6 protein-coding genes are annotated in these 8016 nt (G+C 71.5%); 1 reads left to right on the top strand and 5 read right to left on the bottom strand.

The features are described 5' to 3' along the window. From AXW62_RS33850 to AXW62_RS33840, 3 genes are all read right to left on the bottom strand, one after another. The coding region (locus tag AXW62_RS33850) for a TIGR04222 domain-containing membrane protein (protein ID WP_060947834.1) at positions 1-605 on the bottom strand (605 nt) is incomplete at its 3' end. A gap of 379 nt (positions 606-984) precedes the next feature. After that, on the bottom strand, positions 985-2052 hold the full coding sequence (locus AXW62_RS33845; RefSeq protein WP_060947836.1) for a TIGR04222 domain-containing membrane protein: 1068 nt from the start codon (positions 2050-2052) through the stop codon (positions 985-987). 5 nt (positions 2053-2057) lie between these two features. After that, positions 2058-3365: an MbnB/TglH/ChrH family RiPP precursor modification enzyme gene (locus tag AXW62_RS33840; protein WP_060947833.1), complete on the bottom strand. Its 1308-nt coding sequence runs from the start codon at positions 3363-3365 to the stop codon at positions 2058-2060. A 571-nt stretch (positions 3366-3936) separates the two neighbouring features. On the opposite strand from AXW62_RS33840, the gene AXW62_RS33835 reads away from it, so the two are divergent. Next, positions 3937-5913: a transglycosylase domain-containing protein gene (locus tag AXW62_RS33835; protein WP_060947835.1), complete on the top strand. Its 1977-nt coding sequence runs from the start codon at positions 3937-3939 to the stop codon at positions 5911-5913. 335 nt (positions 5914-6248) lie between these two features. Here the strand turns inward: AXW62_RS33835 and AXW62_RS33830 are convergent, their stop codons facing one another. Together AXW62_RS33830 and AXW62_RS33825 are read right to left on the bottom strand one after the other, a co-directional pair. Continuing rightward, positions 6249-7568 (bottom strand): polysaccharide deacetylase family protein, encoded by a 1320-nt coding sequence (locus AXW62_RS33830; protein ID WP_030834496.1) that lies wholly within the window; start codon positions 7566-7568, stop codon positions 6249-6251. Between the two features lie 68 nt (positions 7569-7636). After that, positions 7637-7933: a hypothetical protein gene (locus tag AXW62_RS33825; protein ID WP_060947832.1), complete on the bottom strand. Its 297-nt coding sequence runs from the start codon at positions 7931-7933 to the stop codon at positions 7637-7639. Positions 7934-8016 lie beyond the last annotated feature (83 nt).

The raw sequence follows: 8016 nt of genomic DNA, 5'->3' as shown, positions 1-8016 counted from the left end.
GAGTACGGATGCGCCTCGAGCCGGGCGATCAGCAGACTGCTCGCCGTCAGCAGCAGCGGCAGCGCGAACCACGCGGCCACCGGGCCGCGCCCCGCCGCGGGCGGCACCAGCAGCAGCGCGGCGGCGGCCGTCATCAGGACCAGCGCGCAGGCCGCCCGCACCTGCCGCACCGCGACCGCCACGTTCGTACGCGCCGAGGCGGGCACCGCGAGCCCCGCCGCCACCAGCCGTTCGCCCAGGGCCCGCACCGGGACGGCGGTGGCGAGCGCGGTCCGCACCGGCCGCACCGGCGACTGGCCCTCCGGCCCTATGGCGGTGATCACGGACCGTTCCAGTTCGTCCCGCCCGTCCGGGTCCACGACGGTGACCCAGCCGGTGTGGGCGAGCAGCAGCCTGCGCTCGCGGCACATCGCGACGAGGACCAGATCGGCCACCCGCCGCGGACCGCCGGACAGGAACGCCGCCTCGTACAGGCTCAGGTCCTTGCCGTCCGCCGCCGGATCCGGGTCCATCGGCTCGGCGGCGGCGACCGCCGCCAGGCACAGACGTGTGCAGCTGACGATCGCCGCGCACCACGCGACGAGCAGGAAGAGGACCCACAACATGGCCGAGTTTCTACTGGACCCGGGCCGCGCCGCGCCATGGTTTTCATCATATGAGCGACTCACCTGGACCTGACGGATGTGCCGGACGTGCCGGACGTGCCGGACGTCCTGGACCTGCTGGGTTTGCGGGGTGTGCCGGGTGTCCTGGACCTGCTGGGTTTGCGGGGTGTGCCGGGTGTCCTGGGCGTGCTGGGTCTGTTGGGTGGTCGGGCGTGCCGGACGTGCCGGGTCTGTTGGGTGTGCCGGATGTCCCGGGTCTGCCGGACGTGCCGGATGTGCTGGGCGTGCTGGGTCTCCGGGCCTGCCGGATGCCCCGGGCCTGCTGGGCTGCTGAGCCTGCGGGTCTTGCCGACGGGGAGGTGGCCCGTGGGACGGCGGCTCACCCCCCGCCGCAGCCGCCGCCCCCGCCTCCGCCGCAGGACGAACCTCCGCCGCAGGACGAGCCCCCACCGCCGGACGACGAGCCCCCGCCGCATGACGATCCGCCGCACGAGGAGCCCCCGCAGCCGGAGCCGCCGCCACCGCACCACGACGTGTCGGAGGAGCCAGAGGAGCCAGAGGAGCCGGAGGAGCCCGGCACGCCCGAGGAACCCGAGGAGCCCGAGGAACCGGTGCCGGCCGATGAGCCGGCGGCGACGGTCGCCTTCTGCGCCTCCAGCAGGTGGTCCCGCAGCATCGGCTCGTCCACCAGGGCGGCCGCACCGGTCAGCGCGACGGCGACCGCCACCGGGACCGCCGCCCCCTGTCCGGTGGACGAGGCGTGCCGTCCGCGCCGTTCGAAGACCTCCCTCCGGTACGCCGAGACCCCCGACTCCTTCCGGTACCCCGCCAGCGCCCGCTTCCCGGCCGCGGTCAGCCGGCGCTTGCTCGCCCCGGCACAGGCGCCGCCGACCCAGAAGCCGGTGAACAGAGCGGGGGCGATCGTGAAAATCAGCGGTACTCCGGAGCGGTTCGAGGCGGTGGCGGTCAGCACGATGCCCAGGAACGTGCCCACGAAGCAGAGCCCGATCTGGAGCCGGGCCAGCCCGCGCCAGAAGCGGAGGCTCTCCGGCGGCACCATCAGCCCGCGCCGGGCCAGCCGGTCGCCGATCGCCTGCACCACTCGGCTGCGCATCAGCTCCCGGCGCAGCCAGTGCAGGGCGCCGTGCGGGGCGCTCGCCCACAGCCGCAGCACCTCTTCCTCGACCGGGCCGCGGGCGACCTGCCGCCGTACCGAGAGGATGCCCGGCCCGCCGATGGCCAGCCGCCGGTCCACGTACATCTCGCTGATCACGGTGTCGGCCACCCGGCCCGGTCCGCCGACCAGGAACGCCGCCTCCAGGAGGTCGTACACCCGGTCGTCCACCGGTTCGGTGGCCACGTTCCGCCGGGCCGTGACCGTGCCCGCGATCAGCGCTGTCGAGCAGCCGGCCACCGCCGCGTAGACCAGGATCACCGTGGTGTCCATGCCGCTCACCGCCCGCTCAGCGCGAGCCGGAACCGGCGGGCCAGCCGCGCCGCCGGATGGGCGGCCAGGGGCGCGGGGCCGGACCGCTCCCGCCACCAGAGCGTCAGCCGGCGCCGCGCGGCCGGGTCGTCGGGCCGGCCGTCCACCAGCAGATGCTCGGCGAACGACAGCGCGTCACGGCGGTAGCCGCCGGTCATCGGGCGGCAGTCGGCGTACCGCGCGAACGCCGGACGGTAGCCGCTGCCCAGGATCTCCGGCAGCTCCGGCGCCACCTTGGCGACCACGGACGCCCGCTTGGCGGTGAGCGCGGTGCTCTGCACCCGCAGCCGCCGCCGGTCGAAGCCCTCGGGCACCGGGGTGCCCGCGACCAGCGCGGACAGCAGCGCGGTCTGGGCCAGCGCCAGCCGCTCACGGATGGCACGGGGCACGGGGGCGCCGGGCACGGCCGGTGCCCCCGCCGGTGGCCGCGCCCCGGCGGGGGCCGCTTCCGCGGTGCCCGCCGCCGTCACGGCGCGGATCGCGTCCAGTTCGGCCGCGAGTTCCCCGGCCGCCGGGAAGTCCTCGTCGCGCTCCAGCAGCACACCGGGCGGCGCGGTACGGGCGCACAGCTCGGCGAGGACGTCGAGCACCGGCTGGGTCACCGGATGGGCGTGGCTGTCGTGCCACACCCCGTCCTTCTCCACCCCGCCCGCCACGTGGACATAGGCGATCGCCGACGTGGGCAGCTCGTCCAGCGCCTTGGCCGGGTCCTCACCCCGGTTGACGTGGTTGGTGTGCAGATTGGCCACGTCGATGAGCAGCCGCACCCCCGTGCGCTCCACCAGCTCGGCCAGGAACTGACCCTCGGTCATCTCCTCGCCGGGCCAGGAGAACAACGCCGCGATGTTCTCCACCGCGAGCGGCACCGGCAGCGCGTCCTGCGCGATGCGCACGTTCTCGCACAGCACGTCCAGCGCGTCACGGGTGCGCGGCACCGGCAGCAGATGCCCGGCCTCGATCGCCGGTGTCGCGGTCAGCGGCCCCCCGGCCCTGACGAACGCGATGTGCTCAGTGACCAGCGGGGAGCCCAGCGCCTCGGCCCGCTCGGCAAGCGCCCGGAGCCGGTCCGGGTCGGGCCGCTCGGCTCCCCCGAGGCCGAGCGACACCCCGTGCGGGACCACCGTGGTCCCGCGTTCGCGCAACCGCCGGAGCGCGTCCGGCACATGGTCGGGGCAGATGTTCTCCGCCACCACCTCCACCCAGTCGATACCGGGCAGTCGGGCGATGTCTTCGGCGATTTCCGGTCGCCAGCCGATTCCGGTCCCGAGGCGCACGACGGCTCCCCCTCCTCGTTCCGTACCGCGTCCCCCGCGGTGTGTGCTCGCGTGCGGGGGTGATGACCCCGTAGAAGGAGGACGAATCGCCTCGCCCTCCGGTTCAGAGGTTCATTTGAGCTTCGGGCGGGCACGCCGGGGCCCCCGGCGGACGCCACGGTCGGCAGTCGGACGTCCGGGCGGCGGCTGACGGGTGGTCAGGGCGACGCCGCCGGTCGGTGCCTGTCCGATGGGTGACTGTCCGATCGGTGGCTGTCCGGGCAGCGAGCTGCCCAGGCGGTGAACTGCCCAGGCGGTGAGCTGTCCGGGCGCTGGCTCGGGCGGGTGTGAAAGGTCACCGGGTGATCGGTGTCGCTGAATATGGCCACTGTTACAAAAAATTGGGGCCCTATGGCGACAGACGTTCAGAGGGGAAAATAGGATCGGTCTGGTCTGGGGGATGGAAGATCACACCTTTGTGCCGCGCCCACGCGCGGAGCGAGCGTGGGGGAAACACGTGCTGGGCAGCAGCGACAACGCCATGGGGAAGCACCGCAAGCACCGCCGCAAGCCGTCCTCGAGGGGCCGGGGGATGCGGCTGCGCCGCTGGGTGGTCGAGCGGGTCCGGCTGGACTACCCCCGGGCGGGACGGCGGGGCGTGACCCGATGGCTGCCGTCGTGGCGTCAGATGGCCCTGCTCTTCCTGTTCTGCCTCGGCAGTCTGACCGGCCTGCTCAGCTATCTCTATCTCCAGACCGACATCCCCAAGAACCTGAACGACTTCGCCACCCAGCAGGACAACGTCTACTACTGGGCCGACGGCTCGGAGATGGCCCGCACCGGTCCGGTCAACCGGCAGGAGGTGCCGCTGGGCAAGGTGCCGGAAAAGGTCCAGTGGGCGGTGCTCGCCGCCGAGAACGCCAGTTTCTACTCCGACAGCGGGGTCTCGCCGAGCGGCCTGATGCGCGCGGTGACCCGGATGGTGACGGGTGGTGAGACCCAGGGCGGCTCCACCATCACTCAGCAGTACGTCAAGAACGCCTACCTGAATCAGCGCCAGACTTTCTCCCGCAAGCTCACCGAGATGTTCATGGCCATCAAGCTGGACGGCCGGATGAGCAAGCAGGAGATCCTCCAGCGCTATCTCAACACCAGCTGGTTCGGGCGCGGCAGTTACGGAATTCAGCGCGCCTCGTACGCCTACTACGGCAAGGACGTCTCGGAACTCAACGCGAGCGAGGGCGCGTTGCTCGCCTCGCTGCTCAAGGGCGCCGGGACCTTCGATCCGACGCTCAGCGCCAAGAACCACGAGCGGGCGGTCGAGCGCTGGAAGTGGGTGCTGGACCGGATGGTCGACATCGGGCGGCTCTCCAAGTCCGAGCGGGCGCGCTATACGAAGTTCCCCGAGCCCCAGGCGCCCCCCAGACCGGTCGGGCTCACCGGTCAGATCGGCTATCTGGTGGAGACGGCCAAGGCGTATGTGAGCTCCCACACCGATATCTCCGACGCCGATTTCGACCTGGGCGGCTATCAGATCCACACCACCTTCGAGAAGCCGAAGGTCAAGGCGCTCAACAAGGCGGTGAACAAGGCCCGGGACAAGCTGGACCCCGAGCGGCGCCCCGAGGACCGCCATGTGCGGATCGGCGCCGCCTCGGTGGCCCCGGACGGCGCCATCCGCGCGCTGTACGGCGGCCCCGGCTATCTCGAGCAGGGGTTCAACGACGCGAACGCCTCCAACGTCCCGGCCGGCACCTCCTTCACCCCCTTCGTCTACGCCGCCGCGCTGCGCGACGGGGTGCTGCTGCAACGCAACGGGGCGCGGACGCCCGTGACGCCCTCGACGCTCTACGACGGCAACAACGAGATCGCGGTGCATACACCCGAGGGGCCGTACTGGGACCGCAGCGGCAAGATCGTGCGGGCCACCAACGACGGTGACCACTCCTACGGGAAGGTCTCGCTGCGCCAGGCGATCGTGCAGTCCATCAACACCCCGATGATGCAGCTGGGCATGGACGTCGGCCTGGACCGGGTCCGCCGGGCGTCCATCGACGCGGGGCTGCTGCCCAGCAGCTTCGGCGCGCGGGTCCCCGCCTTCTCGCTCGGCACCGCGACCCCCAGCTCCATCCGTATGGCCAGCGCCTACGGGACGTTCGCCGCCGGGGGCACGCACAATCCGCCGTACTCGGTGAGCGGGCTCACCCACGGCGGGCAGAAGCTCGGACTGCGCAAGGACCGCGCCAAGCGGGCCTTCAGCGCGCAGGTCGCGTCGGAGGTGGACGACGCGCTGCGCGGTGCGGTCCAGAGCGCATCGGGTTCGGCGCACGGGGCCGCGGTGGCCGGCGAGGAGGTGGCCGGAAAGGGCGGTACGGCGCAGGACGGCACCTCCGCCTGGTTTGTCGGCTACACCAAGGAGCTGTCGACGGCGGTCTCGCTGTCCCGGCTGGACCCGAAGTCCCAGGAGCTGATGGAGCTCGAGGGGATGGGCGGGGAAGGCGCCGCCTCCCCCGACACCTACCCCCTGGACATCTGGAAGAGCTATATGACGGACCGGACGGCGGAATAGGTCCCGGTTGCTCCGGCCGGACAGGCTCCGGCGGAGCACGGCCGGGCCGGGCAAGCCCCGGCGGAGCAGGTTCCCGCCGAACGGACCCCGAGGCGACGGGGCCTGGGACGACGCACCCCGGGGCGACGGGTCCTGGGGCGACGGTGACGACGCACCCCGGGGCGACGGGTCCTGGGGCGACGGTGACGACGCACCCCGGGGCGACGGGTCCTGGGGCGACGGGGCCCGGGGAAGCCCGTTCCGGTGGGGAAGCCCGTTCCGGTGGGGAAGGCCGTTCCATTGGGGAACGCCGTTCCGACGGGAAGGGCCCGGCGGCGACCGGACCGCTTCCGCCGCTACTCGGTCTTGGTGTACGTCGACCAGTCCGGCGATTCCGCCGGGTCCAGCATCCGCAGCTTCGCCAGGACCTTCGGGTCCTGGACGTCCAGCCAGTCGGCGAGCTGCTTGAACGACACGCACCGCACACCGTCGCGGCGGCATACGCTCCTCATCACGTCCTCGATGGCCTGCATATAGATGCCGCCGTTCCAGGTCTCGAAGTGATTGCCGATGAACAGCGGTGCGCGGCTGCCGTTGTAGACCCGCTCGAAACCGTTCAGATACCCCTGTCGGGTCAGCCGCTCCCATTCCGCGTATTTCGCCGGATCGCCCTCGGTGCTGTCGCCGGACTGGTTGAAGAGGAAGTTGAAGTCCATCGAGAGGACCTGCTTCTCGCTCTCCGGATAAGGCACCAGCTGCAGCGGGAAGTTCCAGATTCCATCGATCTTGGACGGCCAGAGCTGGAAGTCGCCCGGCGAACTGGCGTCATAGCGCCAGCCCATGGATTTGATGGCCGGGATCAGCGTCTTCTGGCCCTCCAGGCAGGGCGCCCGCCCGCCCACCAGCTCCACGTCGTAGTCGAACGGCAGCGGTTCGATATCGGTGAAGCCGGTGTTGGTCTTCCAGTGCTTCACAAATGAGTACGCCTGCTCCGTCTCGCTCTTCCACTCCTCGGTGGACCAGTCCTCGCCGCCCTTGGCGCCGCAGAAGTGGCCGTTGAAGTGGGAGCCGATCTCGTTGCCGTCCTTCCAGGCCCCGCGCAGCTGTTCCAGGGTCTCCTTGATGTGCTCGTCGGTGGGGAAGGATATTGCGGCCGAGCCCCGCTTGTGCTGGGGCGGCTGGTAGAGGTCGCTCTTCGACTTGGGCAGCAGGTACATGCCGCTCAGGAAGAACGTCATCGTGGCGTTGGTCTCCTTGGCGACCTGGCGGAAGCGGGAGAAGAGATGGTCGTCGTTCTCCAGCGCGCCGTCCCAGGAGAAGACCACGAACTGCGGTGGTTTCTCACCCGGTTTGAGCTTCTCGGGCTTGAGCTGGTGCGGCTGCGGCCCGGTGTAGGCGGTGGAGCCGTCCCCGAGCACCTGGATCTCGCCGTCCCAGTCGGCGTACTTGTCCTTCTTCTTGGCCTCCCCCCTGGGCACCCGGTCCGACTTGGGGGACGCCGCGACAGCCGGGAGGTCCCCGTCCGGGGTGCCGCCCGTGTCCCCGCGCGAGGTCAGGGCTATCAGCAGCGCCACCACCACGGCCACGGCCGTCAGCGCGCCCAACGGCGCGGCCACGCCATAGGCGTTCCGCGCGGTCAAAGCCTTCAACGCCTTCACGATCTTCAGCGCCTTCACGGGTCCCGCCCCCTGGCAACAGTACAGATGTACGCCCCCCTCAGTATCACAGAAGTATCACGTGCCCTTCACATGGGTCGCCGTCTCCAACCGGTCAGATGCAGGCAATTGACGAACCGTCCGATATCTGCCCGGGCCAGAAGCCATCGACGCCGGTCAGCGGCGGGCAGTAGCGCGGTGGTGGGCAGCAGCCAGAGCCGGAAGGGAAGCCGGATCCGCTCCGTCTCGGCCTCGCTCGTCCCGGGCAGGTCCGCCACGACGAGCGCCGGCAGCATGGCGAAGGCCAGTACGGCGAGCCCGTCCGGGGCGCCCGGAGCCCCGCCCCGGCGCAGCCGCCGCGGCGCGCCGGGCACCGTCGCCGCCATGCGCCGCGCGCCTGCGGCCCTGCGCGTCAGCGACACCGCGCGCCCGCGACACCGGCCGCGTGGCCCTCGGGGCGGGGCGGGGG

The sequence above is a fragment of the Streptomyces hygroscopicus subsp. hygroscopicus genome (assembly GCF_001553455.1).
Classification (GTDB): Bacteria; Actinomycetota; Actinomycetes; order Streptomycetales; family Streptomycetaceae; genus Streptomyces; species Streptomyces hygroscopicus.
Note: the sequence above shows the minus strand (reverse complement) of the source record. Positions and strands in the feature narration are given on the sequence as shown.